At 60.4% G+C, this 26586-nt stretch carries 28 protein-coding genes (1 of these 28 running past the window's edge); 22 read left to right on the top strand and 6 right to left on the bottom strand.

The genetic code is table 11. The features are described 5' to 3' along the window. On the top strand, window positions 1-742 hold the 3' portion of the coding sequence (gene rhtA, locus LRO94_RS10110; protein ID WP_032886027.1) for a threonine/homoserine exporter RhtA. It extends 146 nt beyond the left edge of the window; 742 of the gene's 888 nt are visible here — the last part of the coding sequence; its start codon lies beyond the left edge, outside the window; the stop codon is at window positions 740-742. Window positions 743-906: 164 nt separating this feature from the next. Further along, on the top strand, window positions 907-1188 hold the full coding sequence (locus LRO94_RS10105) for a hypothetical protein (protein ID WP_032886026.1): 282 nt from the start codon (window positions 907-909) through the stop codon (window positions 1186-1188). Window positions 1189-1299: 111 nt separating this feature from the next. Here the strand turns inward: LRO94_RS10105 and LRO94_RS10100 are convergent, their stop codons facing one another. The 3 genes from LRO94_RS10100 to LRO94_RS10090 form a co-directional block, all read right to left on the bottom strand. Next, window positions 1300-3108, bottom strand: coding sequence for an aminopeptidase P family protein (locus LRO94_RS10100; RefSeq protein ID WP_179179287.1), 1809 nt, complete (start codon window positions 3106-3108; stop codon window positions 1300-1302). A 39-nt stretch (window positions 3109-3147) separates the two neighbouring features. Next, window positions 3148-4308, bottom strand: coding sequence for a cysteine desulfurase family protein (locus LRO94_RS10095; protein WP_179179288.1), 1161 nt, complete (start codon window positions 4306-4308; stop codon window positions 3148-3150). Between the two features lie 232 nt (window positions 4309-4540). Beyond that, complete coding sequence (locus tag LRO94_RS10090) at window positions 4541-4810, bottom strand: hypothetical protein (RefSeq protein ID WP_081797672.1); 270 nt, start codon at window positions 4808-4810, stop codon at window positions 4541-4543. A gap of 399 nt (window positions 4811-5209) precedes the next feature. Here LRO94_RS10090 and msuE point away from each other — a divergent pair, with 399 nt between their 5' ends. From msuE to LRO94_RS10070, 4 genes are read left to right on the top strand one after another with little or no spacing between them, the layout of a single operon-like run. Next, window positions 5210-5773: an FMN reductase gene (msuE, locus tag LRO94_RS10085; protein ID WP_095184335.1), complete on the top strand. Its 564-nt coding sequence runs from the start codon at window positions 5210-5212 to the stop codon at window positions 5771-5773. A gap of 9 nt (window positions 5774-5782) precedes the next feature. Continuing rightward, on the top strand, window positions 5783-6922 hold the full coding sequence (ssuD, locus tag LRO94_RS10080; protein WP_032886023.1) for an FMNH2-dependent alkanesulfonate monooxygenase: 1140 nt from the start codon (window positions 5783-5785) through the stop codon (window positions 6920-6922). A gap of 55 nt (window positions 6923-6977) precedes the next feature. Then, a complete protein-coding gene (locus LRO94_RS10075) occupies window positions 6978-8165 on the top strand; it encodes an acyl-CoA dehydrogenase family protein (protein WP_179179289.1) in 1188 nt (395 codons plus the stop codon). 13 nt (window positions 8166-8178) lie between these two features. Beyond that, entirely contained in the window at window positions 8179-9282 is a 1104-nt protein-coding gene (locus LRO94_RS10070) for a sigma-54 interaction domain-containing protein (RefSeq protein WP_032886021.1), read from the top strand. Here LRO94_RS10070 and LRO94_RS10065 read toward each other — a convergent pair. Continuing rightward, window positions 9271-9636: an antibiotic biosynthesis monooxygenase gene (locus LRO94_RS10065; protein ID WP_179179290.1), complete on the bottom strand. Its 366-nt coding sequence runs from the start codon at window positions 9634-9636 to the stop codon at window positions 9271-9273. The two genes, LRO94_RS10070 and LRO94_RS10065, sit on opposite strands and share 12 nt — an antisense overlap. A 99-nt stretch (window positions 9637-9735) precedes the next feature. Between LRO94_RS10065 and soxR the strand changes: the two genes are divergently transcribed. The 9 genes from soxR to LRO94_RS10020 all read left to right on the top strand — a co-directional run bounded on the left by soxR (window position 9736) and on the right by LRO94_RS10020 (window position 16707). After that, window positions 9736-10176, top strand: coding sequence for a redox-sensitive transcriptional activator SoxR (soxR, locus tag LRO94_RS10060; protein WP_032886019.1), 441 nt, complete (start codon window positions 9736-9738; stop codon window positions 10174-10176). A gap of 425 nt (window positions 10177-10601) precedes the next feature. Then, window positions 10602-11801 carry a PepSY-associated TM helix domain-containing protein gene (locus LRO94_RS10055; RefSeq protein ID WP_099603147.1) on the top strand — a complete coding sequence of 400 codons (1200 nt, stop codon included), beginning with the start codon at window positions 10602-10604 and terminating at the stop codon, window positions 11799-11801. Further along, window positions 11801-12337, top strand: coding sequence for a hypothetical protein (locus LRO94_RS10050; protein WP_032886017.1), 537 nt, complete (start codon window positions 11801-11803; stop codon window positions 12335-12337). Before LRO94_RS10055 ends, LRO94_RS10050 begins: the two co-directional genes overlap by 1 nt. Further along, window positions 12334-12657, top strand: a complete 324-nt coding sequence (locus tag LRO94_RS10045) for a hypothetical protein (protein ID WP_032886016.1) — start codon at window positions 12334-12336, stop codon at window positions 12655-12657. Before LRO94_RS10050 ends, LRO94_RS10045 begins: the two co-directional genes overlap by 4 nt. Next, window positions 12654-13214, top strand: a complete 561-nt coding sequence (locus tag LRO94_RS10040; RefSeq protein ID WP_032886014.1) for a DUF6162 family protein — start codon at window positions 12654-12656, stop codon at window positions 13212-13214. Before LRO94_RS10045 ends, LRO94_RS10040 begins: the two co-directional genes overlap by 4 nt. A gap of 19 nt (window positions 13215-13233) precedes the next feature. Beyond that, window positions 13234-14154 (top strand): metal ABC transporter substrate-binding protein, encoded by a 921-nt coding sequence (locus LRO94_RS10035; protein ID WP_122755843.1) that lies wholly within the window; start codon window positions 13234-13236, stop codon window positions 14152-14154. Then, a complete protein-coding gene (locus LRO94_RS10030; protein WP_032886012.1) occupies window positions 14151-14897 on the top strand; it encodes a metal ABC transporter ATP-binding protein in 747 nt (248 codons plus the stop codon). Before LRO94_RS10035 ends, LRO94_RS10030 begins: the two co-directional genes overlap by 4 nt. Next, window positions 14894-15793: a metal ABC transporter permease gene (locus LRO94_RS10025; RefSeq protein ID WP_032886010.1), complete on the top strand. Its 900-nt coding sequence runs from the start codon at window positions 14894-14896 to the stop codon at window positions 15791-15793. Before LRO94_RS10030 ends, LRO94_RS10025 begins: the two co-directional genes overlap by 4 nt. Then, on the top strand, window positions 15793-16707 hold the full coding sequence (locus LRO94_RS10020; RefSeq protein WP_122752747.1) for a metal ABC transporter solute-binding protein, Zn/Mn family: 915 nt from the start codon (window positions 15793-15795) through the stop codon (window positions 16705-16707). The genes LRO94_RS10025 and LRO94_RS10020 overlap by 1 nt, the downstream gene beginning before the upstream one ends. A gap of 100 nt (window positions 16708-16807) precedes the next feature. Here LRO94_RS10020 and LRO94_RS10015 read toward each other — a convergent pair whose 3' ends face one another. Next, window positions 16808-17521, bottom strand: a complete 714-nt coding sequence (locus LRO94_RS10015) for a UTRA domain-containing protein (RefSeq protein WP_032886008.1) — start codon at window positions 17519-17521, stop codon at window positions 16808-16810. A 352-nt stretch (window positions 17522-17873) separates the two neighbouring features. Between LRO94_RS10015 and LRO94_RS10010 the strand changes: the two genes are divergently transcribed. The 6 genes from LRO94_RS10010 to LRO94_RS09985 all read left to right on the top strand — a co-directional run bounded on the left by LRO94_RS10010 (window position 17874) and on the right by LRO94_RS09985 (window position 23245). Beyond that, entirely contained in the window at window positions 17874-18950 is a 1077-nt protein-coding gene (locus LRO94_RS10010) for an ABC transporter substrate-binding protein (RefSeq protein ID WP_032886007.1), read from the top strand. A gap of 190 nt (window positions 18951-19140) precedes the next feature. Next, window positions 19141-19947 carry an alkaline phosphatase family protein gene (locus LRO94_RS10005; protein WP_122755840.1) on the top strand — a complete coding sequence of 269 codons (807 nt, stop codon included), beginning with the start codon at window positions 19141-19143 and terminating at the stop codon, window positions 19945-19947. Window positions 19948-19952: 5 nt separating this feature from the next. Then, window positions 19953-20789, top strand: coding sequence for an ABC transporter permease (locus tag LRO94_RS10000; RefSeq protein WP_164444784.1), 837 nt, complete (start codon window positions 19953-19955; stop codon window positions 20787-20789). After that, on the top strand, window positions 20776-21576 hold the full coding sequence (locus tag LRO94_RS09995) for an ABC transporter permease (RefSeq protein WP_032886004.1): 801 nt from the start codon (window positions 20776-20778) through the stop codon (window positions 21574-21576). The genes LRO94_RS10000 and LRO94_RS09995 overlap by 14 nt, the downstream gene beginning before the upstream one ends. Beyond that, window positions 21573-22562 (top strand): ABC transporter ATP-binding protein, encoded by a 990-nt coding sequence (locus LRO94_RS09990; protein WP_032886002.1) that lies wholly within the window; start codon window positions 21573-21575, stop codon window positions 22560-22562. The genes LRO94_RS09995 and LRO94_RS09990 overlap by 4 nt, the downstream gene beginning before the upstream one ends. A 29-nt stretch (window positions 22563-22591) precedes the next feature. Then, window positions 22592-23245, top strand: coding sequence for an HAD family hydrolase (locus LRO94_RS09985; RefSeq protein ID WP_032886000.1), 654 nt, complete (start codon window positions 22592-22594; stop codon window positions 23243-23245). A gap of 146 nt (window positions 23246-23391) precedes the next feature. Here the strand turns inward: LRO94_RS09985 and LRO94_RS09980 are convergent, their stop codons facing one another. Then, window positions 23392-24354, bottom strand: a complete 963-nt coding sequence (locus tag LRO94_RS09980) for a zinc-binding dehydrogenase (RefSeq protein ID WP_179179291.1) — start codon at window positions 24352-24354, stop codon at window positions 23392-23394. 137 nt (window positions 24355-24491) lie between these two features. Between LRO94_RS09980 and LRO94_RS09975 the strand changes: the two genes are divergently transcribed. Continuing rightward, complete coding sequence (locus LRO94_RS09975; protein WP_177326425.1) at window positions 24492-26573, top strand: carboxy terminal-processing peptidase; 2082 nt, start codon at window positions 24492-24494, stop codon at window positions 26571-26573. Window positions 26574-26586 lie beyond the last annotated feature (13 nt).

The raw sequence follows: 26586 nt of genomic DNA, 5'->3' as shown, positions 1-26586 counted from the left end.
AATTTTCGCCAGTGTGATTATGCTGCTCATATTGCGACCATGGCGCGCCAAGCTGACCGCCAAGTCCCTGCGCACCGTGGTCATCTACGGAATGGCCCTGGGCGGCATGAATTTCCTCTTCTATATGTCACTGCGCAGCGTGCCCCTGGGCATCGCCGTAGCCCTAGAATTCACGGGACCTCTTGCAGTGGCCATCTACGCGTCGCGCCGGGCGGTGGACTTCCTGTGGATTGCCCTCGCAATCGTCGGCCTGCTTCTATTGATCCCCATGGGAGAAGCGAGCAATGGTATCGACTTAGTTGGCGCAGCCTATGCATTAGGAGCGGGAGTCTGCTGGGCACTCTACATTCTGTTCGGACAGAAAGCAGGTAACGACAACGGCGTCCAGACCGCCGCTCTTGGGGTGATGATCGCAGCACTGTTTGTCGCGCCCATTGGCATCGTCCACGCTGGCAGTGCCTTGTTGACGCCTGCGCTGATTCCAATAGCCATCGGCGTCGCCATTCTGTCCACTGCCCTACCCTACACCCTGGAGATGGTAGCGCTGACGCGCCTCCCTGCACGAACCTTTGGCACCCTCATGAGCATCGAACCCGTATTCGGCGCGCTCTCAGGCCTGCTCTTCCTGCAAGAGTACTTATCACTGGCACAATGGCTGGCCATTACCTGCATTATCCTGGCCTCGGTAGGCGCGACGCTGACGATGCGCAATGACTCGAAACCACTGGTTCCAGCGGATTGAATCATCTTTGAATGTACCTCTGGCATTTGCCGCTCATTTAGGCCATGTTTAAGCGCTAAACGAATGTCATTCATGGAGTTTTTCGACAAGGACAGCGCGAACACTACACTCGAGAGCGAGTAGAGCCGGCTTCAAGTATTGGGAAGTGGCTATTAAGGATGGGAATGAAGCGAATTTTGATAGTGTTAATGGTCGTAGCCATTGCTGGCTGTGCCGCGACTACCAAGACAGAAGTAAAACGGGGAAAAAGAGGACTGCATATCAACTGTTCCGGCCTGTCCTCCTCTTGGGACCAGTGCTACACCAGTGCAACCAACTCTTGCGGTACCAAGGGATATCGGGTCATCGCCAAGTCCGGTGACAATTCCGAGGAACCCGGGGACTATCCCTTTGGCATCAATCCTGCCGGGTACACCAGCCGCAGCATGATCGTCATCTGTAAGTAATCTCCCCCCGAGCAGTCACCGTCGACTGCTCATCGTGCCTAATCAGCTCTCGATTAACACTCATCCTTGAACGCCGCTCGCGAGCAGATCGCAGGCGGCGTTTGCTTCAGATCAGATAGCTGCCGTACGCAGTTGCAACCACTCTAGCCCCGCGCCGCTCAGCAACGAGCTCAAGCGCTCACGCACCTGCGCGTGATACGCGTTGAGCCACTCGCGCTCATCCGTGGTGAGCAGCGACGGCTCCAGACAACGCGTGTCGATCGGGCAAAGCGTCAGGGTTTCAAACGACAGAAACTCACCAAACTCGGTCTTGCCCGCTTCGCGGTTCAGCACCAGGTTCTCGATACGCACACCCCAACGCCCCGGCCGGTACGTACCCGGTTCAATGGAAGTGATCATCCCCGGCTGCATCGCCGTTTGCGGAGCGGCGGCGGCCTGATAAGCAATCACTTGTGGACCTTCATGCACATTGAGGAAATAACCTACGCCGTGCCCAGTACCGTGGCCGTAGTCCACACCTTCAGCCCATATCGGCGCACGGGCAATGGAATCCAGCAACGGCGATAGAATCCCCCTCGGGAAATGCGCACGGGACAGCGCAATAACGCCCTTCAGCACCCGGGTGCAGTCTCGTTTCTGCTCCTCACTCGGCGTACCGATAGGCACCATGCGTGTGATATCCGTTGTGCCGCCCAAGTACTGGCCACCCGAGTCGATCAGCAGCAAGCCATCACCTTCGATCACCGCATGCTCTTCCTCGGTGGCGTGGTAATGCGGCATTGCGCCATTGGCGTTAAAGGCGGCAATAGTGTTGAAACTCAGCGACACATAGTCGGGGCGACGGGTACGGGCTGCGGTCAGGTGTTCATCAATGGTCAACTCCGTGATGCGCTCACGGCCCAGCGCACTGTCCAGCCAGGCGAAGAATTCGCACAGAGCGGCGCCATCCTGCTCCATGGCCCGGCGGATGTGCTCGGCGTCTGCCAGACTCTTGCGTGATTTGGCCAATGTGGTCGGATTCAGTCCTTCGATCAACTTGACGCCAGCATCCAGGTTTTCCAGCAAGCCGGCGGTTACGCGGGCAGGGTCGACGTGCAAACCTGCACCCGACGGCACTGCACGCAAGGCATCCGCGACCTCGCTGTAATCGCGCAACGCCACGCCATCCTGTCCAAGCACAGCACGCAGATCCGCGTCGACTTTACTCAGCGCCACGAACAACGTGGCCTGCTGCTGACTGATCAGCGCAAACGATACAAACACCGGGTTAAATGAAACGTCGCCGCCACGCAGGTTGAACAACCAGGCGATGTCGTCCAGGGTCGCGATAAAGTGCCAGTCGGCGCCCTTCTCTTTCAAACTGGCGCGCAGTGCAGCGAGCTTCTCGCCACGACTAACGGTCGCTTGCGGTGGCAGATGCGCATAAATCGGCTGGTTCGGCAGGCTTGGACGGTCTGTCCAAACCGTATCGAGCACGTCGATATCGGTACGCAAGCGCGCGCCGCGTTCTGCCAGCTTGGCGCTCAAGCTGCGCGCCGAAGCGACCGCCATCACTGCACCGTCCACCGCCACCACACCGCCTTCCGGAGTTTGCTCGGCCAGCCACTCCAGTGGTCCAGGTTGGCCCGGCTGCAGTTTTACTAGCTCGATGCCGCTGCCCTTGAGCTCCTTGGTCGCTTGTTCCCAGTAACGGCTGTCGGCCCACACGCCGGCGAAATCTGCGGTGACAATCAGCGTCCCCACCGAGCCATGGAAACCCGATAACCATTGGCGGCCCTGCCAGTAACCCGGCAAGTATTCGGACAAATGCGGGTCAGCCGACGGCACCAACAGAGCGTGGATGCCCTCGCGGCTCATCAGTTCGCGGGTGCGCGCCAGGCGCTGGGGAACCGTTCCATGGGTCAAAGGCTGCGTGCTCATTGTGTCTCCTGCTAACCACTAATAATTGTTATGTGAAAATCAGACGGACCAGAAGGCCGGCGCGCTGGCCAGTGCGGCCTTAATCAATAGTACCGCTTGGTCAATATCCTGCTCGGTAGTGAACCGCCCCAGACTCAAGCGAATGGTGCGGCCGGCCGAGCGGGCGTCATGGCCAAGGGCAAGCAACACGTGGGACGGTGCATTGCTCGCAGAATTGCAGGCCGACGTCGCGGAAAAAGCGATACCGGCGCTCAATGCCGCGGCATTGAACTCACCTTCGCCGAACGTAAGGCTCAGGGTGTGGGGAATACGTTGCGTGGCACTGCCATTGAGGCGTACACCGGCGATCGATGCCAACTGATCCAGCAGGCGTTGCCGCAACGCGACGATCACCGCTTTCTCTTCGGTGAACGACTGCGCTGCCAGCGCAAATGCCGTGCCCATCCCTGCAATCTGGTGGGTCGCCAACGTGCCGGAGCGCAAGCCGCCCTCGTGTCCGCCGCCATGAATCTGGGCCAACAGCTTCTGTTGCGCCCGAGGCCCGACGTACAGCGCGCCGATACCCTTGGGGCCGTACAACTTGTGCGCAGAAAACGACATCAAATCCACCGGCCATTGCGCCAGATCGATCGCCACCTTGCCTGCTCCCTGAGCCGCGTCCACATGCAGCAGCGCGCCGTGTTCACGCACCCGCGCGCCGATGCCGGGGATGTCATTCAAGGTGCCAAGTTCGTTATTCACCAGCATCAGCGAAACCAGGAAGGTGTCTTCGCGCAACGCCTCACTGACCGCGTCGACGCTGATCAAACCGTCGGCGTCGGGTACCAGATAGGTCACGGCTACGCCGGCTTCCTGCAACTGTCGCGCGGTGTCCAGCGTGGCCTTGTGCTCGATCTGGCTGGTGATGATATGCCCACCGGCCACACCCCGCGCCTGGAACACGCCTTTGATGGCGAGGTTGTTGGATTCAGTGGCGCCGGAGGTCCAGACGATCTGCTCAGGCTGTGCGCCCACCAACTCGGCCACCTGGCGACGCGCCTGTTCAACCGTTTGCCGGGCCGCCTGGCCGTAAGCGTGGGAACTGGACGCGGGGTTACCGAAATTGGCGTTGAAGCCCAGGCACTCGACCATCACCTGGATGACCCGCTCGTCCACCGGGGTGGTGGCGGCGTAGTCGAAATACAAAGGACGTTTATTCATGACAGTTAAGACTCGCAAAGCAGGTTCCCGAGAGCGGCGTCTCAGGAGCATCGGCCGGAACAGAGGTCGTCATGTCTACCGGATCGAATGCCATTAAAGAAGGACAACTTTAAGTAAATGTGCGTAGGAACGCTCCTGAAATTCAGCTTAACAGGCTGAAGTCGCGCCATGGAAAACAAAAAGCCCGAGGTCCTTAAAGGGCGCCTCGGGCTTTTTGCTGCGCAGAACGCGATCAACTGGGACGACCATGAAGTACGACGTCGCGCTCGGCATTCATTTCACCTTGGCGATCAAAGCCGAAGGACTTCTGTGGCTGACCGGTCAGTGCCGCACGCTGCTGTTGATATTCATCGAACGACAAGCCTCGACGACTCAGCGCTTCAAGAGCCAATTGCTTGGTCTCTTCGGCCGAGTAGGGACGTAATTCTGGCGATGGATGGCTCGCACAGCCGGCGAGTACGGCGCTGACAATCAATAAGCAAACGGAGAGGAATCGGTTCATGGCGGCGGCTCTGCAAAGGAGGTTTCGAGTCAATGAACACAGGCTACTCCCGACGTCATTCGGTGAAAAATCACCGTCCGTGATAGTCGCTATCAACCGCCGAAGCCCCCTCCGATAGCCCCCTCATATATTTCTTTATGATCTATAAATATGGAAATACGTTCATTTACGGAATAACAGTAACCCTCTATAACTAGCTCCAATTCTGCCAGGCACTGTTCGCCAAGCAACTGTTGCCCAGGCAACAGCCATTCAACAAATCACCAGGCAGGCAACAGCAACATTTTTCAGCAGTGAGCCACAGCCCAAGCCAATCAAGGCCTGCAGCCGTTGGTACAGCTCTTGCTCAACACCTTGCACCTCACTTGCTATGAACCACTGTTGAAAAAGGAACTGTTCATGACCCGTCCACTGAATGTCGTTGCCCTCTCCGGCGGAACCTGGCGCCCGTCGCGCACCCTAGTGTTGACCCAAGCTGTGCTGGCCGAATTGGCCACCCTGCTGCCAATCCAGACCACACTGATCGAACTGGGCGACATTGCCCGGCCACTGGGCGGTGCACTGTCGCGCGATGAATTGCCCGCCGAAGTCGAAGCCCAACTGTTGGCCATCGAACAGGCCGACCTGCTCATCGTCGCCGCGCCGGTCTATCGCGGTTCCTACCCTGGCCTGCTCAAGCACCTGTTCGATCTGGTCGGTCTCAACTCCCTGGTCAACACCCCGGTGCTGCTCGCCGCCACCGGTGGTAGCGAACGCCACGCGCTGGTCCTCGATCATCAACTGCGCCCGCTGTTCGCCTTCTTCCAGGCCCTGACCCTGCCGATCGGTGTGTACGCCACCGAAGCCGACTTCACCGACTACCAAATAACCAGTGAGCCCCTGAAGGGCCGGATACGCCTTGCGGCAGAACGTGCTGCACCCTTGTTTGCAGCGCACTCCCCTTCTCTGCTGAAAATCGCTTAAGGATTGGTCATGGATGTTTTCTGGTTTCTGCCGACACATGGCGACGGTCATTACCTGGGCACCACCCAAGGTGCCCGGCCCGTCACGCTCAATTATCTGAAGCAAGTCGCCCAGGCGGCTGACAACCTGGGTTACTACGGTGTGTTGATTCCTACCGGCCGCTCGTGTGAAGACTCCTGGGTCATCGCCTCGGCGCTGGTACCGCTGACAGAACGCCTGCGTTACCTGGTGGCCATTCGTCCCGGCATCATTTCGCCGACCGTCTCGGCACGCATGGCCGCCACCCTGGATCGCCTGTCCAACGGCCGCCTGCTGATCAACGTAGTGACCGGTGGCGACCCCGACGAAAACCGTGGCGACGGCAGCTTCCTCGACCACGCTGAACGTTACGAAGTCTCCGACGAATTCCTACGGATATGGCGCCGCGTATTGCAGGGTGAATCGGTGGATTTCGAAGGCAAACACCTGCGCGTGCAAAACGCCAAAGCGCTTTACCCACCGGTGCAGAAGCCTTACCCACCGCTGTACTTCGGTGGATCCTCCGACGCCGCCCACGACCTCGCCGCCGAACAGGTGGATGTGTACCTGACGTGGGGCGAGCCGCCCGCCGCCGTCGCGGAAAAACTCGCGGATGTGCGTGAGCGCGCCGCGCGCCACGGGCGTACGGTGAAGTTTGGCATTCGTCTGCATGTGATCGTGCGCGAAACCGAAGAAGACGCCTGGAAAGCCGCCGACAAACTGATCGAGCACATCAGCGACGACACCATCGCCGCCGCGCAAAAATCCTTCTCACGCTTTGACTCCGAAGGTCAGCGCCGCATGGCCGCCCTCCACGACGGGCGCCGCGACAACCTGGAAATCGCGCCCAACCTGTGGGCCGGTGTCGGCCTGGTGCGCGGCGGCGCCGGTACCGCGTTGGTGGGCAACCCGCAACAAGTGGCCGAACGCATTAAGGAATACGCCGACCTGGGCATCGAGAGCTTCATCTTCTCCGGCTATCCGCATTTGGAAGAGGCCTATCGCTTCGCCGAACTGGTGTTCCCGCTGCTGCCGGAACCCTACGCCAGCCTCGCTGGACGCGGTATCACCAACCTCACCGGCCCGTTCGGCGAAATGATTGCCAACGATGTACTGCCGGCCAAGGCCTGATCGGCGCAGCGGCGGCACCGGCCCGGGCCGCTGCTGCCAATAAAGAGGAAAACCCGTGACAGCCAACCTCCACAGCGTCCTGCCATCTCCCCTGCAGACCGCCAAACTGCTGGCCGCCGAATTCGCCCTCAGCGCCGTCGAACGCGACGAGCGCGGCGGCACACCCAAAACCGAGCGTGACGCCCTGCGCCACAGCGGCCTGCTGGCCCTGAGCATTCCCACCCAATACGGCGGCCTCGGCGCCCGCTGGAGCGACACCTTGGGCATCGTGCGCGAATTCGCCAAGGTCGACAGCTCCATCGCCCACGTCTTCGGCTTTCATCACCTGATGCTGGCCACCGTGCGCCTGTTTTCACGCCCGGACCAATGGCAACCCTGGTTCGAACAAACCGCGCGCAAGAACTGGTTCTGGGGCAACGCCCTCAATCCATTGGACACGCGCACCGTGGTCAAGGACTTCGGCGGCTGGCGCGAATTCTCCGGCAAAAAGAGCTTCTGCTCCGGCGCCAGCGACTCGGAAATGCTGATCGCCTCGGCGGTGGATGAAAATGCCGGCGGCAAACTGCTGATTGCCGCCATCCCCAGTGGGCGCAGCGGCATCACTCTGCACAATGACTGGAACAATATCGGCCAACGCCAGACCGACAGCGGCAGCGCCAGCTTCGAACGGGTGCGCGTCGAAGAGTCGGAATTGCTGCTCGACCCAGGCCCGCTGAGCACACCGTTCGCCTGCCTGCGCCCGCTGATCGCACAGTTGACCTTTACCCATATGTTTCTCGGCATTGCCGAAGGCGCATTCGAAGAAGCACGCACCTACACCCTCACCGAAACCCGTGCCTGGCACAAATCCTCGGCCGAGGACGTACGCCAGGATCCTTACGTGCTCCACCACTACGGCGAGTTCTGGGTGGCCCTCCAAGGCGTGCGCCTGCTGGTGGAACGAGCCGCCGAGCTACTGGACCAAGCCTGGGCCAAAGGGCCAAACCTCAGCGAACACGAGCGCGGCCAACTGGCAATTGCCATCGCCACCGCCAAGGTCGCCGCCACCCGCCAAGGCCTGGATCTGTGCAGCCGTCTGTTTGAAGTCACCGGCGCGCGTTCAACCCATGCCTCGCTGCGCCTGGATCGCCACTGGCGCAACCTGCGCACGCAAACGCTGCATGACCCGGTGGACTACAAGCTCCATGAACTGGGGGACTGGGCGTTGAACCAATCCCTGCCGATTCCTACGTTCTACTCATAAAAAAGAGGTGCCCATGCAGCTTCTAACCCTACCGCCCTCGCCCGCCCTTGCGACCTCGATTCGCGCCACGGCCCAGGTCTTCGAAGACCCGAAATCCCAGGCGCTGCTCGACCATATCCAGCAAGTGGCGCCCAGCGAAGCCAGCGTGCTGATCATCGGCGAAACCGGGACCGGTAAAGAGCTGGTGGCGCGCCACATTCATAACCTCAGCGCGCGGCGCAACCGCCCGTTCGTGGCAGTGAACTGCGGCGCCTTCTCTGAATCCCTGGTGGAGGCCGAACTCTTCGGCCATGAAAAAGGCGCCTTTACCGGCGCCCTCAGCGCCAAGGCTGGCTGGTTCGAAGAAGCCGATGGTGGCACGTTGTTCCTTGATGAGATCGGCGATTTACCGATGGCCATCCAAGTCAAATTGCTGCGTGTCCTACAGGAACGCGAAGTCGTACGCTTAGGTTCGCGCAAGAGCATTCCGATTGATGTGCGCGTACTGGCTGCAACCAACGTGCAGTTGGAAAAAGCCATCAACGCCGGGCATTTCCGCGAAGACCTCTACTACCGACTCGACGTGGTGAGCCTGGAACTGAGCCCGCTGCGCGAGCGCCCCGGCGATATCCTGCCGTTGACCCGGCACTTTATCGAGGCTTACAGCCGACGCCTGGGCTACGGCCCGATCACGATCAGTCGCGAAGCCGAACAAAAACTCAAGAGCTACAGCTGGCCGGGCAATATCCGCGAACTGGAAAACGTCATCCACCACACCCTGCTGATCTGCCGTAACGGCGTGATCGAACGGGATGATTTGCGCCTGTCGAACATGCGCATCGAGCGCCAGGACGACAGCCAGCACGGCACCGACAACAGCGCCGAAGCCTTGTTGGAGCGCGCCTTCCAAAAGCTCTTTGAAGAACAGGCTGGCGCCCTGCATGAAAAGGTCGAAGACGCCCTGCTTCGGGCCGCTTACCGTTTCAGCCATTACAATCAGGTGCACACCGCCAACCTGCTGGGCCTGAGCCGTAACGTCACGCGCACACGCCTGATCAAGATTGGCGAATTGGCGGTGAATAAGCGTCGGCCGGGGGAGAACGTGCAAGGTGAACGGATGCTGCATTTATCCATATAGACGGCAGTGCAATGCATTGTCTTGGCTGCGCTCAAAACTGCGCAGCACCTGGAACGAACCAAAGGTCACCGCCGTGGCCTGATGGGCGCGAATCAGTGTCCAGAAGTCTTCCTCACCCTGCTCAAAACGCTTGAACGCTGCCTCACCGTGCGCTCGGGACGTCCATTGCAGGTAATTAAGCACCCGCCGGCCGTCATCGCTGACCTGCACGCTCGCACTGAGAAATCCGTCATGGCCCTGGGCCAAACGCTCGCTTTGGGTGGACAAGGCCGCCACCAGGGCAACTTGCTGCTGAGGCTCGATATGGAACTCGATCAGCTGAGTGAAGCCGAGATTCTTCTCTGATACCTGCATGAATACTCCCCTTCCGCTGTAGGCAGAATCTTGCGATTCGATACCACGCAGGGTAAAACCTCCAGTTAAGTCAAGGTCAAGCGCTTAATCGGAGTTTTCATGATTACCAAGGAACTCACCGTCGGCCAACTGGCCGCCCGTAGCGGCGTGGCCGTCACGGCCCTGCACTTCTACGAAACCAAGGGGCTGATTCAGAGCAATCGCAACGCGGGCAATCAGCGGCGCTATCCGCGGGATGTATTACGCCGCGTGGTGGTGATTAAGATCGCCCAGCGCTTGGGGATTCCCCTGGCGACGATTGGCGAGGCATTACAGACGCTGCCAAATGGCCGCACCCCCACAGCCAAAGACTGGGAACGTCTGTCGGCACTGTGGCGCGAAGACCTGGACGAGCGCATCAACAAAATGATGCTGCTGCGCGACAAGCTCAACGGCTGCATCGGCTGCGGATGCTTGTCGTTGGAAGCATGCCCGCTGCGCAATCAGGATGACCTGCTGGGTGAGCGCGGGCCTGGTGCGCAATTGCTCGAGCCCAGTTGAGCTTTCTCGTCGTAACCGCCGGAGCCCTTGATTGGCGTGGCCTATCGTGAAAGGCCGGACCTGCGCATCGACAATGCCACCGAGGGCATCGAGCGCTACAAGAAAGCCTTCGGCGCCACCCACGCGTGTTTGTCGTAAAGGGTTCTGGCAGTCATTTTGGGCGGGCCGTTCAACGGCCAAGCCCATCCTACGCAGCGCGCCGGCCCTATCAACGCCTGCTCGGTGATAGCTCGGAACATGTTTCGTGTTCGATAAACGGGTAAAAAACCACCGAATGTGAATCTGAAACATTTTCTTTCATATCCGGGTTAGGGATTTCTCATTCTCATCCGTCTTATTTAGATACAGCCTGTCGCGTCAGCAAAAGCTACGACTGGCCTTTTCCGGGCCTCCCTCGCCCCCCTCCGATCAAGACCCTCATTTACATGTCGAAGAAGTCACGCTCCAAACTCTGGTTTCTCGTACATAGCTGGCTGGCGTTGCCCATCTGGTTCTTTGTACTGATCGTCTGCGTCACCGGCACCCTGGCGGTGGTCAGCCAGGAAATCGTCTGGCTGGCCAACCCGGATATCCGCGCGAGCAAACCGTCGGATGACGCCGAACTGTTGAGCTACGACCAAGTGATCAGCGCCATCAAGCGTGCCGAGCCCGAGGTGATTGTCCAATCGCTCAGCCGCCCAGATGAGTCGCACTTCGCCCTGAGTGTCGACCTCAGCTACCCCGACGGGCGCTCGCTTGAGGTCTACGTCAACCCTTACACCGGCGCGATCCAGGGCATCAGCCCGTCGTTCAATTTCCGTCAGTTCACCCGTGCGCTGCACGGCTGGTGGCTGGTGCCGTTCACCAATGGCTACAGCTGGGGCTGGTACCTGGTGTCGTTGCTTGGTCTGCCGCTGCTGGCCTCGCTGGTTACCGGGCTGGTGGTCTACAAGCGCTTCTGGAAAGGTTTTTTCAAACCAACCCTGCGGTTTCGCCACGGTGCGCGAATCTTCTGGGGTGACTTCCACCGCCTGAGCGGTATTTGGTCTATCTGGTTTATCGCAGTCATTTCCATCACCGGCACCTGGTTCCTGATCCAGGCGATCCTGGGGGACAACCAGATTTCAATTTCCAGCGAGCCCATCGTCCCGGTGATCGCCCGTGAAAAAGTACCGTCCTCGGCAGCAGGTGTGCCGGCACCGATGATTCCCCTGGATGAAGCCATTACGATTGCGACCCAGCGCATCCCTGGCCTGGAAGCGAGCTTCGTGCGCATGCCCTTCAACGCCTACAGCCACCTACAAATCGGCGGCCGCGGCTGGTACCCACTGATGTACCAAACCGCCCAACTCAACCCCTATAGCGGCGAAATCGCTGTCTCGCACCTCCTGTCCGACCGCACCGCACTTGAGTTCGTCACCGAATCCATGCGCCCGCTGCACACCGGCGATTTTGGCGGACTGTGGATCAAGCTGATCTGGGCGTTCTTCGGCCTGGTGCTGAGCATGATGGTCTTGAGCGGCTTGCTGATATGGACCAAGCGCACCGCCTTGGCCACCCTCAATGCCCTCAAGCGCGAGGCCAAGACCCAGCGCAAGCCTGTTTCCACCCCGGCCTTGCAGGCTGAAACTTCGGAGAGCCACTGATGAGCAAGGTCGCAGCGACACCGCCGACTCCCCTGCGGGCTTTCTGGCTGAAATGGCGATTCCATATCAATGTTCTGCTACTGCTGGTGCCCCTGGGCTTCATGCCCAAGTATTTTGCCGATGCCGCACTGTTTCGCGGTGACGCGGGTATCGGTGAGCGGGTGGCCGGAGAAATACAGGTTGGCCCCTGGAGCCTGACCCTCGCCGAGTTCCGCAATGAGGGCCCAAGCCCGGACCCGGCCGGCCCGATGAAGTTCTTCAACGCCGCCCTGTGCGACACCTGTGCCGACCAGGTCAAGGCTACTTACCTGCGCATCGGCAAGCCACGCAGCCTGCGCGCGGCCGGGGTGATCTTCTTTGGCACACCGTACCGCATGGGCGCCGCCCTGCCCGTCCCTGAACGCACACCTGCCGACGCCGAACTGTGGGTCACCATGGAAGGCTGGGACGGCACGATGCACCAGGGTTCCATCCCGCTGAGCCAGGCCTCGCCTGCCACCATTGCCTGGCTGAACAAGCAAGGAGTCAAACCATGATGATCAAGCACCTGTCCCGCGCCGCGCTGTTGCTGTGCGCGGGTTTAAGTACCGTGGCCCTCGCCCACAACCCTATGTGCGAATGCAAGGAAATCCCCGGCGAGCAGATCCAGTGCAAGGGCGGCTTCTCCGACGGCAGCGGGGCGCCCGGCGTGACCCTGGATGTGATCGGCTACGACGAAACCATCCTGGTGCCCGGCAAGCTCGGCCAGGATTCGACCCTGACCTTCAAGAAGCCATCCGCCGAGTTCTACGTGCTGTTTGACGCCGGCCCTGGCCACGTCGTTGAAATCGACCAAGCGGATATCCAGTCCCAATGAGTACGACACACGTTGTACGTCCCGCGGGCGCTGGCCACGAAACCCTCTACGTCTTGCTGCTGTGCCTGATCATCCTCGCGGTCGCCGGCACGGTGGTGGCGCTGCACGGCGAATCCCAGGAAGTGGCCGCCGTGCCCAGCCACCAGTTGGACGCCCGCCGCGACCTGAGCGCCGCCGAGCAAGGCATCTACGCCGACTTGCGGGTGACCCTGGATGAAATCCACTTGCTGCAGCAAGAGCAAAGCGCCCTGCCGACGCCTGGGCAATTGGCCGAAGAAGGCTTCGCGCCGTTCGCCCAGGATGCGAGTTCAGTCAGCCGTGGCGATCACCGCTGGCAGTTACTGGCGCCTGCGGCCTACTTCGGGTTGAGCCAGGCGCCGACCACCAGCGGTTCACTGCTGATGCGCGTACAAGGCACCGAGCCGGATATCTGGCTCAACCGCCGCAAAGACCTGGCCGCCCCCTCCGACCTCACTGACCAGGCGCTGATCGCGGCCGGCTGGCAGCAAGTGGTCGCGCAATTCGATGCCGGCGTTACCCGCCAGCACCGTCACTGAACGAGAAGACCGATTGCCCATGTCTATTTCATCTCCCCTGTTGCGCCTGTTGCTGGTCAGCCTGCTCAGCCTGATACTCGCCCCGCTGGCCAACGCCGAAGCGGCTAAACGCCTGCGTATCGGCATCACCCTGCACCCTTATTACAGCTACGTGGCCAATATCGTCGGCGACAAGGCCGACGTGGTGCCGCTGATTCCAGCCGGTTTCAACCCACACGCCTACGAGCCGCGCGCCGAAGACATCAAGCGCATCGGCACCCTGGACGTGATCGTGCTCAATGGCGTCGGTCACGACGACTTCGCCGACCGTATGATCGCCACCAGCGAGCGCCCGGACATCCCGGTGATCGAAGCCAACGCCAACGTGCCGTTGCTGGCCGCCACCGGCAATGCCGCGCGCGGTGCGGGCAAGGTGGTCAACCCGCACACCTTCCTGTCGATCAGTGCATCGATTGCCCAGGTCAACAACATCGCCCGTGAGCTGGGCAAGCTCGACCCGGACAACGCCAAGACCTACACCCAGAACGCGCGTGCCTATGGCAAACGCCTGCGCCAGATGCGCGCCGACGCCCTCGCCAAGTTGACCAGCGCGCCTAACCCGGACCTGCGCGTCGCCACTGTGCATGCGGCCTACGACTACCTGCTGCGTGAATTCGGCCTGGAAGTCACCGCCGTGGTAGAGCCGGCCCACGGCATTGAGCCCAGCCCCAGCCAGTTGAAAAAGACCATCGACGAACTGCGCGCCCTGGACGTGAAGGTGATCTTCTCGGAGATGGATTTCCCCTCCACCTACGTCGACACCATCCAGCGTGAATCCGGGGTCAAGCTGTACCCGCTGTCGCATATTTCCTATGGCGAATACAGCGCTGAAAAGTACGAAGTGGAAATGACCGGCAACCTCAACACGGTGGTCCGGGCGATTCAGGAGTCGGGCGCATGACGGCGGCACAATCCCTGAAGGTCGCCAGCGTCGGCCCGACACTCGACTTCGACACGGTGTCCCTGACCCTGGGCCGCACCGTGATCCTCGACGGCGTGAGTTTCCAGGTGCAGCCGGGCAGCATCCACGCGCTGGTCGGCCCCAACGGCGGCGGCAAGAGCTCGCTGATCAAGACCCTGCTGGGACAAACGCCGCATCAGGGTCGCTTGAGCCTGCAGTGGCCGACCACGCCGGGCACAATCGGCTATGTGCCCCAGGCGCTGGAATTCGACCGGGGTTTGCCGATGACCGTGGACGATTTCATGGCCGCCATGTGCCAGCGGCGCCCGGCGTTTCTGGGCTTGTCCAAGCATTACGCCGCGGCGATTGGCGAGGCTCTGGAACGGGTCGGCATGCAGGACAAACGCAAGCGGCGCATGGGGGCACTGTCCGGAGGTGAACGCCAACGCGTGCTGCTGGCCCAGGGCTTGATCCCTGCGCCGCAATTGCTGGTGCTGGATGAACCGATGTCGGCCCTCGATGAAGCGGGCATCCAGGTGTTCGAACGCCTGCTCAGTGACTGGCGCCTCGCCGGCATGACCGTGCTGTGGATCGAGCACGACCTCGAAGCCGTAGGCCGTCTGGCCGACCGAGTTACCGGCCTTAACCGCCGCGTGCTGTTCGACGCCACACCACAGGAGGCGCTCACCCCGGATCGCCTGCTGACCCTGTTCTCCACCCACCCTCGGAGCCCGGCGCAATGAGTTATGAAGCGTTTCGCCTGATGGTCCAGGGCTGGGCCTCTGCCGGTTACCTGCCGGAGGCACTGGCCTATGGTTTTGTAGTCAATGCCCTGCTCGCCGGTTTGCTGATCGGCCCAGTGCTCGGCGGCTTGGGCACGCTGGTAGTGGTAAAGCGCTTCGCGTTTTTCTCCGAAGCCGTCGGCCATGCTGCGCTGACCGGCGTCGCCGTGGGCATTTTGCTCGGCGAACCCTACACCGGCCCCTACGGCAGTCTGTTCGGTTACTGCCTGCTGTTTGGCATCCTGCTCAATTACCTGCGTAACCGCACCGGCCTGGCGCCGGACACTTTGATCGGCGTGTTCCTGTCGGTGTCCCTGGCGCTGGGCGCGAGCCTGCTGCTGATCCTGGCGGGCAAGATCAACGTGCACATCCTGGAGAACGTGCTGTTTGGTTCGGTGTTGACGGTCAACGGTAACGATCTGCTGGTGCTGGCGATTGTCGGCTCGCTGGTGATGGCTCTGGCGCTGCCGCTGTACAACCGCATCATGCTCGCCAGTTTTAACCCGCAACTGGCGGCAGTGCGCGGAGTGGCGGTGAAGACCCTCGATTATCTGTTCGTAATTCTGGTGACGCTGATCACCGTCGCGGCAGTCAAGGTCATCGGCGCGATTCTGGTCGGCGCCCTGCTGGTGATTCCAGCGGCGGCGGCGCGCCTGTTGAGCCAGTCGCTCAAAGGCTTCTTCTGGGTCTCGGTGGTGATCGCCACTGTCAGTACCCTGTGCGGGATCCTGCTGCCGATCATCTTCGACCTGCCGATTCCTTCCGGTGCCGCGATCATCCTGATGGCCGGTATCGCTTTCGCTTTTGCCGCCATCGCGCGCGGCACCGTGCCCAGCCTCAAAGGGAACTTTGGATAATGCGCTCTGTTCTTCAGCCTCTCGCCTTGGCCATCGCCTGTTTAATCACTCCGCCGCTGATCGCCGCCGAGGCAGTCAAACCGACTGCCCACTCCGCCAAACCGGTCAAGGTGCTGGCGTCGCTGCCAATCACTTATGGCCTGGCCGAGGTGCTGCTCAAAGGCACCGACGTGCAGCTTGAGCGCGCAGCCCCGGCCAACCTGCCGGGCTCGCGCCAGGTGTCGTACTTCACCGGCCGTGGCGCCTCCGCACTGAGCGCGCTGGCCCAGGACGCCGACGCCGCCATCGGCCTGCGCTCGCTGTGGGCAGATGATCCGCTGTACCCCGTGGCACGGCGCAGCAACATCCGCATTGTCGAAGTCGATGCCGCACGCCCCGTGGACGGCGGGTTGCCGGGGATCGCCGTGCAACCGGGCGTCGCTGACGGTTTGAACAGCCAACCATGGCAATCGAGCAATAACCTGGGGCGCATGGCCGATGTCTTGTCCACCGACCTGAGCCGCCTGGCACCGGGCGCCAAGGTGAAAATCGACGCCAATCTGGCTGCACTCAAGCAACGCCTGCTCAAGCTCACCGCCGACAGCGAAGCCCGGCTGGCCAAGGCGGACAACCTGAGTGTGGTCAGTTTGAGCGATCACTTTGGGTATTTGGTCAGCAGCCTGAACCTGGAACTGATCAGCACCGATGCGCGTCCGGATGCCGAGTGGACACCTGAGGCGTTGCACACACTCAGTACTGAATTGAAGGACAACGATGTGGCCGTGGTGCTGCACCATCGCCAGCCGAGTGAAGCGGTGAAAGCCGCCATCACGGCAGGCGGCTCGACATTGCTGGTGCTGAATGTCGACGGTGCAGACCCGGTGACGGAGTTGGAAACCAATGTGGATCAGGTGATCAAGACGCTCAGTCACTGATATGGGGGTGACCAGCATCCTGTTTTAGGGCTGCTTTGCAGCCCAGCGCAGGGCAAGCCTGCTCACTACAGAAGCAAGCTCAGCGCCGGGAGAGCGGTGGTTAAACCACATCCACTCCTACATGAATCGCATCATGCCGCCAGAACTCCAGGTCGCAGTCGATCAAGCGCTGGTGCTGGTCATAGTTAACCCGAGCAATCCGCAAACCCGGGCTGCCCACCGACACGCGCAATGCGGCGGCGGCTTCCACCGGCAGTGACGTCGGCACAATCTCGAAGCGCACCCGTCCGTAGTGCAAGTCGTATTTGCGCACGTACAACTCGGTCATCGACTGATTCAGGTCGCACTCAAGAATCCCCGGGAAATATTGCGGGTTCAGGTAGTGCTCCACATACAACACCAGTCGCCCATCGATCCGCCGGCTTCGGCAGATCTGGATCACGCTGGACAATGCCGGCAGTTGCAGCCATGCACACACCGCCGCCGATGCAGGTTGCAGGCGCGCCGAAATCACTTCGGTGGACGCCACACGGCCCTGGTCGTTGACCATCGCGTGAAAGTGGCTGCGCTGCATCAGGTTGTAGGCCAATCGTGGCGGCGACACGAACCAACCCCGGCGTTCCTCGCGATAAATCTGCCCTTGGGCCTCAAGTTGTAACAAGGCTTCCCGCACGGTAATTCGGGTGGTACCGAACAACTCGCTGAGCTTGCGCTCGGCGGGCAGTTTGCTTGCAGGCGGCAAAAGTCCATGGTCGATCTGCTCTTGCAGCGCCAGGCCGATGGATGTCACCGCCTTGATTGCCTCATCACGCATCAACGTTACCTATCTGGACTAGACCAGCACCGTTCAGGTGCATAAAAGCTCCGCAATCGGGCCCTTGCGACTGCGTGCAAGCGTAGGCATTGCAGATGACCGACAGATGACAGCCCGCCTCAAGTGCATGCCGCACCTCTTGCAATACACCGGCCAAGTCCAGAGCCTACGGGCACTTGGTCATGGTCTACGCTCAGCCTGTGCCGAGCGACATCGGCGCGTTAAAAACGACAACGACATGAAACTGTCATCCATCGAGCCTAAATTGGCTCAGGTATTGCTCTGACCTAGACCAACACCACCGCAAACGTTCATAAAAACGCAGCGTTGAAAACGCCCAAAGGAGCTTCGGATGAAACAGCTTTTCCTGGCATCACTGTTAGGCTCGACCATTGCCATGTGCACCGCCGCCATGGCCGCTGATACCGATCTAAAAACCTTGGAAGCCGCCGCGAAAGCGGAAGGCGCCGTCAACAGCGTCGGCATGCCCGATGACTGGGCCAACTGGAAAGGCACCTGGGAAGACCTGGCCAAGACCTACGGCCTCAAGCACATCGACACCGACATGAGCTCGGCCCAGGAGATTGCCAAGTTCAAGGCCGAGAAAGACAACGCCAGCGCCGACATCGGCGACGTCGGCGCAGCGTTCGGTCCGATTGCGGTGAAGCAGGAAGTCACCCAGCCGTACAAACCGTCCACCTGGGCTTCGGTGCCGGACTGGGCGAAAGACAAAGACGGTCACTGGGCCCTCGCCTACACCGGCACCATCGCGTTTATCGTCAACAAGAAGCTGTTGCACGGTTCCGAAGTCCCCACCAGTTGGGCCGACCTGCAAACCGGCAAATACAAAGTCTCGGTGGGTGACGTGAGCACCGCGGCCCAGGCGTCCAACGCCGTGCTGGCGGCGGCCATCGCCAACAAAGGCGATGAAAAGAACATCGCGCCAGGCCTGCAGTTCTTCACCAAGATCGCCCAGCAAGGCCGGCTCGGCCTGTCCAACCCGACCATCGCCACCATGGAAAAAGGTGAAGTCGAAGTAGGCATCGTCTGGGACTTCAACGGCCTAAGCTACAAAGCCAAGATGGCCAACCCGGATGACTACGTGGTGCTGATCCCCTCGGACGGCTCGGTGAAATCCGGCTACACCACCATCATCAATAAATACGCCAAGCACCCGAACGCCGCCAAGCTGACCCGCGAGTACATCTTCAGCGATGCCGGCCAACTCAACCTGGCCAAGGGCAATGCGCGTCCGATCCGTGCGGAAACCGACCTGAAACTGCCGGCTGAAATCGCCAAGAACCTGATCCCGGGCGAGCAGTACACCAAGGCCAACCCGCAACCGATCAAGGATGCCGATGCCTGGGAAGCGACTTCCAAGAAGCTGCCGCAGCTGTGGAATGAGCAGGTCATCGTAGAGATGAAGTAAGGGTTTTATCCCACATTGGAGCTCCAGTGGAGATCCAATGTGGGAGGGGGCTTGCCCCCGATGACGGTGGATCAGCTAACAAATCTGTTGCATGACACACCGCTATCGGGGGCAAGCCCCCTCCCACATTTCTGACCCCGTTCCTCCAGAGGAATTGAGCCAAGTCAATCGTTGCGGAGCGCTCTCCCCCATGAAGCACACTGTCATCCTTGTCGTGCTCGACGGCCTGAACTTCGAGGTTGCCCGACACGCCATGGGGCACTTGCAGGCCTATGTCGGCGCAGGACGCGCAGCCCTCTACAAGCTGGAATGTGAACTGCCCTCGCTGTCCCGCCCGCTCTATGAATGCATCCTCACCGGCGTGCCACCGATCCAGAGCGGTATCGTGCACAACCAGGTCGCGCGCCTGTCCAACCAGCGCAGCATTTTCCATTACGCCACCGACGCAGGTCTTAGCACTGCGGCTGCGGCTTACCATTGGGTCAGCGAGTTGTATAACCGCTCGCCCTTTCTCGCCGCTCGTGATCGCCATACCGACGACACGACGCTGGCGATCCAGCACGGACATTTCTACTGGAATGACCATTACCCCGATTCCCACCTGTTCGCCGACGCCGAAAGCCTGCGACTCAAGCACGCGCCGGACTTTCTGCTGGTGCACCCGATGAACATCGACGACGCCGGCCACAAGCACGGCCTCGACAGCGCGCAATACCGCAACAGCGCACGCTCGGCCGACATCATCCTGGCTGACTACCTGCAAGGCTGGCTCGACGCCGGCTGCCAAGTGCTGGTGACCGCCGACCACGGCATGAACAACGACCGCTCGCACAACGGCCTGCTGCCGGAAGAACGTGAAGTGCCGCTGTTCGTCCTCGGCGATGCCTTCAGCCTGGATGCCAACGCCACGCCGAAACAGACCGACCTGTGCGGCACCGTCTGCGAACTGCTGGGCGTGCCCCACGACAAACCTGTATGCCGGGAGCTATTGAAGTGAATGCCATGACTCGCGGCAAATGGCTGGCATTGCTGTGCCTGGTGCCTTTCACGCTGTTCTTTATCGTGTTCGAGATCGCCCCGCTGGTGTGGGTGCTGATCAACAGCCTGCAAACCGAAGAGGCCGGCTGGGGCCTGGAAAACTTCACCCGGATCTTCAGCTCGAAGTTCTACCGGCAAGCGATCCAGTTCAGCCTGGAGATCAGTTTTTACTCCAGCATTTTCGGCATCATCATCGCCACTCTCGGCAGTTATTCGCTACGCCGCGTCGATGGGCCGCTGCGCAACTTCGTTACCGCCTTCGCCAACATGACGAGCAACTTCGCCGGCGTCCCCCTGGCGTTCGCGTTCATCATTTTGCTGGGGTTCAACGGCAGCATCACTCTCATGCTCAAGCAGGCCGGGATCATTCAGGACTTCAACCTGTATTCCAAGACCGGGCTGATCATCCTCTACACCTACTTCCAGATCCCCCTCGGCGTGTTGCTGTTGTACCCGGCCTTCGATGCGCTGCGTGAAGACTGGCGCGAGTCCGCGTCGTTGCTCGGCGCGAATGGCTGGCAGTTCTGGCGGCACATCGGTTTGCCGGTGCTGACGCCTGCGCTGCTGGGCACCTTCGTGATCCTGCTCGCCAATGCCTTGGGCGCCTACGCCACGGTCTACGCCTTGACCACCGGCAACTTCAACGTGCTGCCAATCCGTATCGCGGGCCTGGTCTCCGGCGATGTGTCCCTCGATCCGAACATGGCCAGCGCCTTGGCCGTTGTGCTGGTGGCGCTGATGACCGTGATCACCGTGGTCCATCAACTGCTGCTCAAGAGGAGCTACCATGTCTCGCGCTGAAGCCGGCCCGGCCTCCCTCTACCACCGCGTGGTGGTGTACCTGCTCTTTGCAATCCTGGTATTGCCGTTGGTGGGCACGTTCGTTTACTCGATTGCCAGTAGTTGGTCGGCAACCATCCTGCCGGCGGGCTTCACCGTGAAGTGGTACGTGCAGCTCTGGAGCGACCCGCGCTTTCTGATGGCCTTCGGGCAGTCGCTGCTAGTGTGCGTGGGCGCGTTGATCCTGTCGGTGGTGCTCATTCTGCCGCTGCTGTTCGTGGTGCATTACCACTTTCCCAAGCTCGACGCGCTGATGAACATCCTGATCCTGCTGCCCTTCGCGGTGCCGCCAGTGGTGTCATCGGTGGGCCTGCTGCAACTCTATGGTTCCGGGCCGTTGGCAATGGTGGGCACGCCATGGATCTTGATCGGCTGTTACTTCACCGTGGCGCTGCCGTTCATGTACCGGGCGATCACCAACAACCTGCAAGCCATCAACTTGCGCGACCTGATGGACGCCTCCCAACTGCTGGGCGCCAGCACTTGGCAAGCGGCGATCTTCGTCGTGCTGCCCAACCTGCGCAAAGGCTTGATGGTGGCGCTGCTGCTGTCGTTCTCGTTCCTGTTCGGCGAGTTCGTGTTCGCCAACATCCTGGTGGGCACCCGCTACGAGACCCTGCAGGTGTACCTCAACAACATGCGCAACAGCAGCGGACACTTCACCAGTGCCGTGGTCATTTCCTATTTCTTCTTTGTGCTGGTGCTGACCTGGGCCGCCAATATCTTGAACAAGGACAAAAGCCAATGAGCTTCGTCAGCGTCCAACACTTGCAAAAGGGCTACTCCGGTACGCCCGTGTTTAGCGATATCAACTGCGAAATTGCCAAAGGCGAGTTCGTCACCCTGCTCGGCCCGTCCGGGTGCGGCAAGTCCACGCTGCTGCGCTGCATTGCCGGTCTGACCTCGGTGGACAGTGGGAAAATTCTGCTCGATGGCCAGGACATCGTTCCGCTGAGCCCGCAGAAAAGAAACATCGGCATGGTCTTCCAGAGCTACGCGCTGTTCCCCAACATGACCGTGGAACAGAACGTCGCCTTCGGTCTGCGCATGCAAAAGGTCAACGCCGACGACAGCCACAAGCGCGTGCAGGAAGTACTGCAACTGGTAGAGCTCAAAGACCTGGCCGGGCGCTACCCGCACCAGATGTCTGGCGGCCAGTGCCAGCGCGTGGCCCTCGCCCGCTCCCTGGTGACACGCCCACGCCTGCTGCTGCTGGATGAGCCGCTGTCGGCGCTGGATGCACGCATTCGCAAGCACCTGCGTGAGCAGATTCGCCAGATCCAGCGCGAACTGGGGCTGACCACGATTTTCGTGACCCATGATCAGGAAGAAGCCCTGACCATGTCCGACCGCATCTTCCTGATGAACCAGGGCAAGATCGTGCAAAGCGGCGATGCCGAGACCCTCTACACGGCGCCAGTCGACGTGTTCGCCGCCGGTTTTATCGGCAACTACAACCTGCTCGACGCCGACAAGGCCAGCCAATTGCTGCAACGCCCGATCAGTGGGCGCATCGCGATTCGCCCCGAAGCCATCGAATTGAGCCGCAGCGGCGAACTGGATGCACTGGTGCGCAGCCACAGCCTGCTGGGCAACGTGATCCGCTACCGCATCGAAGCGCGCGGCGTGGAACTGGTCGTCGATGTGCTCAACCGCTCGGCGGACGATCTTCACCCGGATGGTCAACGCCTGGCACTTTCCATCGACCCCAGTGCGCTGTGTGAAGTAGCCTGATGCAACGATTTACAAAGAGAGCGTGACGGATGGCATTGGTAATTTTTGATCTGGACGACACCCTGATCCACGGCGACTGCGCCACCCTGTGGAGCGAGCAGATGGGCCGCCTGGGATGGGTCGACCCCGAGTCGTTCATGCGCAGGAACAACGAACTGATGGACGCCTACAGCCGCGGCGAACTGGCCATGGAGGACTTCATGGACTTCAGCCTGGAGCCAATGATCGGCCGCACCCCGGAAGAGATCGATCATCTGGTCGAGCCGTGGGTGGAGGACGTGATTGAACCGCTGATCTACAGCGAGGCCACCAAGACCATCGCCAGGCATCGTGCGAATGGCGACCGGATTTTGGTGATTTCGGCATCGGGAACGCATTTGGTGAAACCGATTGCGGCGCGAATCGGTATTGATGAGGTGTTGGGTATTGATCTGGACGTGAGCCATGGCGTGTACAGCGGCCGTACCGTGGGTGTACTCACCTACCGCGAAGGCAAGATCACGCGATTGCTGGATTGGCTGGAGCAGGAACGTGAGACATTGGATGGCGCGTACTTCTATTCGGATTCGCGCAATGATCTGCCGTTGCTACTGAAGGTGGATCACCCGCAGGTGGTGAACCCGGATCCGGTGCTGCGCGAGCATGCAGAGAAGGCTGGTTGGCCAATCCACCATTGGATCTGACACCCGCTATCTTGAATTGAAATCCAATCAGGCGAATGTGGAGGGGGCTTGCTCCCGATGCCGGTGGGTCAGATGAAATATTCTTCACTGACACACGGTTATCGGGAGCAAGCCCCCTCCCCATTTGGTCGCATTTCAATTCAAGGTCAGGTCACGCTTTCGTCGATCACCAACACCAACTTCCCTGAAATCTGGTTAGTCGCAAGCTCAGCAAACGCCGCCTCGGCATCCTTGATTGGGAAGGTCTTGGCCAACTGCGGGCTCAAGCGCCCTTCGGCAAACAACGGCCAGACATGCTGGCTCAAGTTACTGAACAGGTCTGCCTTGAACTGATCGTCACGGCTGCGCAGGGTCGAGCCCAACAACTGGATACGCTTGCCCAGCACTTGGGCCAGGTCCAACTGCGCTTCGCGACCGCCCATCAAACCGATCAACACCCAACGGCCGTCCAGCGCCAGCAGCTTCAGATCCAGCGCCGCATAGCTGCCGCCGACCGGGTCAAGGATCACATCAAACGGCCCGAAATCCCGCAGCCCTTCGATCCCATCGGTACGTACCACGCCGCCCTGGGCGCCCAGGTCTTCACAGTAGGCCAAGCGTTGCGCCGAGCCGACGCTGACCCAGCACGGGCTGCCAAACGCCTTGCACAGTTGGATCGCCGCCGAGCCCACGCCACTGGCACCGGCATGCAGCAGCACTTTCTCACCGGGTTTGAGGCCCGCCAGTTGGAACAGATTGAGCCATGCGGTGCTGTACACCTCAGGCAAGGCCGCCGCTTCAATCAACGACAGACCTTCCGGCACCGGCAGCACATGGCGAGCATCTACCACCACCTCTTCAGCCATGCCACCACCGGCGAGCAGCGCACAGACTCGATCCCCCACTTGCCACGAGGAACCAGGCCCCACTTCGCTGATCACCCCGGAACATTCCAGGCCCAGCACAGAGCTGGCGCCAGGGGGTGGCGGATAGAGCCCGGCACGCTGTAATAAATCGGCGCGATTAAGACCCGCAGCCGCCACGCGAATGCGAACTTGGCCTACGTCACATGTAGGACTTGGTTCGTCCAACCACTCCACATGACCTTCAACGCCTTGCAATGCTTTCACAGTGCCTCCATAGTGAGTCTGGACTGAGCCCGTAGCAGTAGCGCGGGCTTTTTGCATTATGCGACCGGCCCCTATGGAACCGGCAACTTCAAAGACGGCCTAATATGCGTTATCAATTGCCCCCGCGTCGAATCAGCATGAAGCATCTGTTCCCCAGCACCGCCCTCGCTCTTTTCATTGGTCTCGGCTTCGCGTCGATGTCGACCAATACGTTCGCAGCCAACAGCTGGGACAACCTTCAACCGGATCGCGATGAGGTGATTGCCAGCCTTAACGTGGTCGAGTTGCTTAAGCGCCATCACTACAGCAAGCCGCCGCTAGACGACGCTCGCTCGGTGATCATCTACGACAGCTACCTCAAGCTGCTGGATCCGTCGCGCAGCTACTTCCTGGCCAGCGATATCGCTGAATTCGACAAGTGGAAGAGCCAGTTCGACGATTTCCTCAAGAGCGGCGACCTGCAGCCCGGCTTCACCATCTACAAGCGCTACCTGGACCGCGTCAAAGCGCGTCTGGATTTCGCCTTGGCTGAGCTGAACAAAGGCGTCGACAAGCTCGACTTCACCCAGAAGGAAACCCTTCTGGTGGATCGCAAGGACGCCCCTTGGCTGACCAGCACCGCCGCCCTCGATGACCTGTGGCGCAAACGCGTCAAGGACGAAGTGCTGCGCCTGAAGATCGCCGGCAAAGAGCCCAAGGCCATTCAGGAGCTGTTGACCAAGCGCTACAAGAATCAGTTGGCGCGTCTGGACCAGACCCGTGCAGAAGATATCTTCCAGGCCTACATCAACACCTTCGCGATGTCCTACGACCCGCACACCAATTATCTGTCGCCAGATAACGCGGAAAATTTCGATATCAATATGAGTCTGTCGTTGGAAGGCATTGGTGCCGTCCTGCAAAGCGACAATGACCAAGTGAAGATCGTGCGTCTGGTGCCGGCCGGTCCGGCAGACAAGACCAAGCAGGTCGCTCCGGCGGACAAGATCATCGGTGTGGCCCAGGCCGACAAAGAGATGGTCGATGTGGTCGGCTGGCGCCTGGACGAAGTGGTCAAGCTGATCCGTGGGCCGAAAGGCAGCGTGGTGCGCCTGGAAGTGATTCCGCACACCAATGCGCCAAACGACCAGACCAGCAAGATCGTGTCCATCACCCGTGAAGCGGTGAAGCTCGAAGACCAGGCGGTGCAGAAGAAAGTCCTCAACCTCAAGCAGGATGGCAAGGACTACAAACTGGGCGTGATTGAAATCCCGGCCTTCTACCTGGACTTCAAGGCCTTCCGCGCTGGCGACCCGGACTACAAGTCCACCACTCGCGACGTGAAGAAAATCCTGACTGAACTGCAGAAGGAAAAAGTCGACGGCGTGGTCATCGACCTGCGCAACAACGGCGGCGGCTCCCTGCAGGAAGCCACCGAGCTGACCAGCCTGTTTATCGACAAAGGTCCGACCGTGTTGGTGCGCAACGCTGACGGCCGTGTGGACGTGCTTGAAGACGAGAACCCGGGCGCCTTCTACAAAGGCCCGATGGCGCTGCTGGTCAACCGCCTCTCCGCCTCGGCCTCGGAAATTTTCGCCGGCGCCATGCAGGACTATCACCGCGCGTTGATCATCGGCGGCCAGACCTTCGGCAAAGGCACCGTGCAGACGATCCAGCCGCTGAACCATGGCGAGCTCAAGCTGACGTTGGCCAAGTTCTACCGGGTTTCCGGGCAGAGCACCCAGCATCAGGGCGTGCTGCCGGACATCGATTTCCCGTCGATCATCGACACCAAGGAAATCGGCGAAAGCGCTCTGCCGGAAGCCATGCCGTGGGACACCATCCGGCCAGCGATCAAGCCTGCTACGGATCCATTCAAGCCGTTCCTGGCACAGTTGAAAGCTGACCACGATACCCGCTCCGCCATGGATGCAGAGTTCGTGTTTATTCGCGACAAGCTGGCCCTGGCCAAGAAGTTGATGGAAGAAAAAACCGTCAGCCTCAATGAAGTGGACCGTCGCGCGCAGCACAGCGATATCGAAAACAAGCAGCTTGTGCTGGAGAACGTCCGCCGCAAGGCCAAGGGCGAAGAACCACTCAAGGAGCTGAAGAAAGAAGACGAAGACGCGCTGCCGACCGAAGCGGATAAAACCAAGCCGGAAGACGATGCGTACCTGGCCGAGACAGGCCGGATCCTGCTGGACTACCTGAAAATCACCAAGCAGGTAGCCAAGCAGTAAATGATGGCGATTT

It is taken from the genome of Pseudomonas sivasensis, assembly GCF_021391435.1.
Classification (GTDB): domain Bacteria; phylum Pseudomonadota; class Gammaproteobacteria; order Pseudomonadales; family Pseudomonadaceae; genus Aquipseudomonas; species Aquipseudomonas sivasensis.
This window is presented reverse-complemented; position numbering and strand designations above follow the sequence as displayed.

What these genes read in the sequence shown, in the direction of transcription:
- msuE (WP_095184335.1), top strand. Translation starts at nt 5,210, where the DNA reads ATGACCCGTCCACTGAATGTCGTTGCCCTCTCCGGCGGAACCTGGCGC.
- LRO94_RS10000 (WP_164444784.1), top strand. Translation starts at nt 19,953, where the DNA reads ATGACTCGCGGCAAATGGCTGGCATTGCTGTGCCTGGTGCCTTTCACG.
- soxR (WP_032886019.1), top strand. Translation starts at nt 9,736, where the DNA reads ATGATTACCAAGGAACTCACCGTCGGCCAACTGGCCGCCCGTAGCGGC.
- LRO94_RS10065 (WP_179179290.1), bottom strand. Translation starts at nt 9,636, where the DNA reads ATGCAGGTATCAGAGAAGAATCTCGGCTTCACTCAGCTGATCGAGTTC.
- LRO94_RS10020 (WP_122752747.1), top strand. Translation starts at nt 15,793, where the DNA reads ATGCGCTCTGTTCTTCAGCCTCTCGCCTTGGCCATCGCCTGTTTAATC.
- LRO94_RS10105 (WP_032886026.1), top strand. Translation starts at nt 907, where the DNA reads ATGAAGCGAATTTTGATAGTGTTAATGGTCGTAGCCATTGCTGGCTGT.
- LRO94_RS10030 (WP_032886012.1), top strand. Translation starts at nt 14,151, where the DNA reads ATGACGGCGGCACAATCCCTGAAGGTCGCCAGCGTCGGCCCGACACTC.
- LRO94_RS10070 (WP_032886021.1), top strand. Translation starts at nt 8,179, where the DNA reads ATGCAGCTTCTAACCCTACCGCCCTCGCCCGCCCTTGCGACCTCGATT.
- LRO94_RS10040 (WP_032886014.1), top strand. Translation starts at nt 12,654, where the DNA reads ATGAGTACGACACACGTTGTACGTCCCGCGGGCGCTGGCCACGAAACC.
- LRO94_RS09995 (WP_032886004.1), top strand. Translation starts at nt 20,776, where the DNA reads ATGTCTCGCGCTGAAGCCGGCCCGGCCTCCCTCTACCACCGCGTGGTG.
- ssuD (WP_032886023.1), top strand. Translation starts at nt 5,783, where the DNA reads ATGGATGTTTTCTGGTTTCTGCCGACACATGGCGACGGTCATTACCTG.
- LRO94_RS10100 (WP_179179287.1), bottom strand. Translation starts at nt 3,108, where the DNA reads ATGAGCACGCAGCCTTTGACCCATGGAACGGTTCCCCAGCGCCTGGCG.
- LRO94_RS10090 (WP_081797672.1), bottom strand. Translation starts at nt 4,810, where the DNA reads ATGAACCGATTCCTCTCCGTTTGCTTATTGATTGTCAGCGCCGTACTC.
- LRO94_RS09985 (WP_032886000.1), top strand. Translation starts at nt 22,592, where the DNA reads ATGGCATTGGTAATTTTTGATCTGGACGACACCCTGATCCACGGCGAC.
- LRO94_RS09975 (WP_177326425.1), top strand. Translation starts at nt 24,492, where the DNA reads ATGAAGCATCTGTTCCCCAGCACCGCCCTCGCTCTTTTCATTGGTCTC.
- LRO94_RS10015 (WP_032886008.1), bottom strand. Translation starts at nt 17,521, where the DNA reads ATGCGTGATGAGGCAATCAAGGCGGTGACATCCATCGGCCTGGCGCTG.
- LRO94_RS09990 (WP_032886002.1), top strand. Translation starts at nt 21,573, where the DNA reads ATGAGCTTCGTCAGCGTCCAACACTTGCAAAAGGGCTACTCCGGTACG.
- LRO94_RS10035 (WP_122755843.1), top strand. Translation starts at nt 13,234, where the DNA reads ATGTCTATTTCATCTCCCCTGTTGCGCCTGTTGCTGGTCAGCCTGCTC.
- LRO94_RS10025 (WP_032886010.1), top strand. Translation starts at nt 14,894, where the DNA reads ATGAGTTATGAAGCGTTTCGCCTGATGGTCCAGGGCTGGGCCTCTGCC.
- LRO94_RS10010 (WP_032886007.1), top strand. Translation starts at nt 17,874, where the DNA reads ATGAAACAGCTTTTCCTGGCATCACTGTTAGGCTCGACCATTGCCATG.
- LRO94_RS10050 (WP_032886017.1), top strand. Translation starts at nt 11,801, where the DNA reads ATGAGCAAGGTCGCAGCGACACCGCCGACTCCCCTGCGGGCTTTCTGG.
- LRO94_RS10095 (WP_179179288.1), bottom strand. Translation starts at nt 4,308, where the DNA reads ATGAATAAACGTCCTTTGTATTTCGACTACGCCGCCACCACCCCGGTG.
- LRO94_RS10005 (WP_122755840.1), top strand. Translation starts at nt 19,141, where the DNA reads ATGAAGCACACTGTCATCCTTGTCGTGCTCGACGGCCTGAACTTCGAG.
- LRO94_RS10045 (WP_032886016.1), top strand. Translation starts at nt 12,334, where the DNA reads ATGATGATCAAGCACCTGTCCCGCGCCGCGCTGTTGCTGTGCGCGGGT.
- LRO94_RS10055 (WP_099603147.1), top strand. Translation starts at nt 10,602, where the DNA reads ATGTCGAAGAAGTCACGCTCCAAACTCTGGTTTCTCGTACATAGCTGG.